This window comes from Methylobacterium sp. WL6 (assembly GCF_008040095.1).
In the GTDB taxonomy this organism is placed as follows: domain Bacteria; phylum Pseudomonadota; class Alphaproteobacteria; order Rhizobiales; family Beijerinckiaceae; genus Methylobacterium.
In genome coordinates, this window is the sequence record NZ_VRVH01000540.1 from 1 (window position 1) to 1,588 (window position 1,588).

Consider the following 1,588-nt stretch of genomic DNA (forward strand, 5'->3'; position numbering starts at 1 on the left):
GAGGGCGGCCGTGCGGTCCGCGCGCAGCGCCGCCTCGCGCCCGTGTCGGCCGTCGCCCCGTTCCATCTGGCGATCCGCCGCGTTCACGCCGCCCCCGTTCCGATGCCGTCGCGGATCGCCGCCGCGCTCAGGGCGATCTCCCCGGCACGCGCCCCGTCGCCCTCGGGCAACGCCGCATCCGGCGGCAGCGCTTGGCTCAAGGCGACCGCATTGTCCAGCGCCCGGCGGGCGTCGGCGGTCCGTCCGAGGGCTCCGAGCAGCAGGCCGAGATGGTAATGGGCCATCACGTAGCCGCGATCGAGGTAGAGCGCGCCGCGGAAGGCCCGCTCGGCTTCGGCCTCGCGGCCGAACCCGAGCGCGAGCAGGCCCTCGTAGAGCCGAAGGGACGCATCGGTCGGCCGCGCGGCGAGCGCGTTCCGCAGGAGGCGCCACGCCGCGCCGGTGTCGCCGGAATCGGCCAGCATGCGGATCGTGCGCGCCACGTCCTCCGCCGTCTCGTCGACGACGGTTGGAGCGCTCGCCGCCGGCACCGGACGGAGCGCTTCGGCGACGGCGTCTCCGGCAGGCACCGCGAGCAGCGCCTCAAGAGCCGGACCGGGTTCGATGGGAGTGGCGGCGGGCGGACGCTCGAGCCCGGCCGGCTCGGCAGGATCGGGAGGCGCGGGCAGTGACGCCGATTCGAGCGGACGGCGATAGGCGACCGTGCCGGGGAGGTTCACCGCATCGAGCCAGCCCGCGAAGGCCGGATGGGGCTCCGCATGGCCGATCAGCAGCCAGCCGCCGGGCCGCAGGCGCCGGCCCAGCGCCCGCACGATCGCGGCGACGGTCTCGGCGCTGAAGTAGATCAGCACGTTGCGGCAGAGAATGAGATCGAACCCGTCGAAGCCCTCGGCCGCCGTCCCGTCGACGAGGCTCATCAGGTTCTGGCGCTCGAAGCGCACCATGCGGCGAAACTCCGGCCGCAGGGCGTAGCCGCCCTCGCGGGCCGCCCCGGGGCTCGCCGGGATGCGATGGAAGTGGCGCAAGCGCTCCTCGACCGGCAGCGTCCGCAGCGCCCAGCGGCCGTACTCGGCCGCCCGGGCGGTGGCGAGGGCGGCGACGCTGATGTCGGTGCCGACGATCGCGACGCGCCAGTCCGCCAGGGCCGGGCCGAGCAGCTGGTGCAGCAGGATCGCCACCGAGTAGGGCTCGGCCCCCGTCGAGCAGCCGGCGCTCCAGACCCGGAGGCTGCGCTCGGCCGCGCGCCCGGCGATCAGGCCGGGTAGGATGGTCTCGCGCAACGCGGTGAACTGCTCGGCGTAGCGGAAGAAGAAGGTCTCGCCGATGGTGATCTCGGCCTCGAGCGCGGCCCATTCGCCGGCGCCCGCGTTCAGGCGCGCGTCGTAGGCCGCGGCATCGGCGACGTTGCAGGCCTTGAACCGCCGCCGCAGGCGGTCGAACAGCAGGTCGTCCTTGTCGGCGTAGTAGTGATGGCCGGTGCGCGCGATGATCCGCGCCTTGAGGACCGCGTAGCCCGGATCGTCGTGGGGGCTCGGACCGGGCGGCCGACGCATGGGGTCCCGCGCCTTCCGCTCAGGCGGCCGGCAGC

1 protein-coding gene is annotated in these 1,588 nt (G+C 74.7%); it reads right to left on the reverse strand.

What is annotated here, in order from left to right; genetic code table 11:
* Positions 1-83 precede the first annotated feature (83 nt).
* A complete protein-coding gene (locus FV230_RS28155) occupies positions 84-1,553 on the reverse strand; it encodes a protein-glutamate O-methyltransferase CheR (RefSeq protein ID WP_147844700.1) in 1,470 nt (489 codons plus the stop codon).
* Positions 1,554-1,588: the final 35 nt, after the last annotated feature.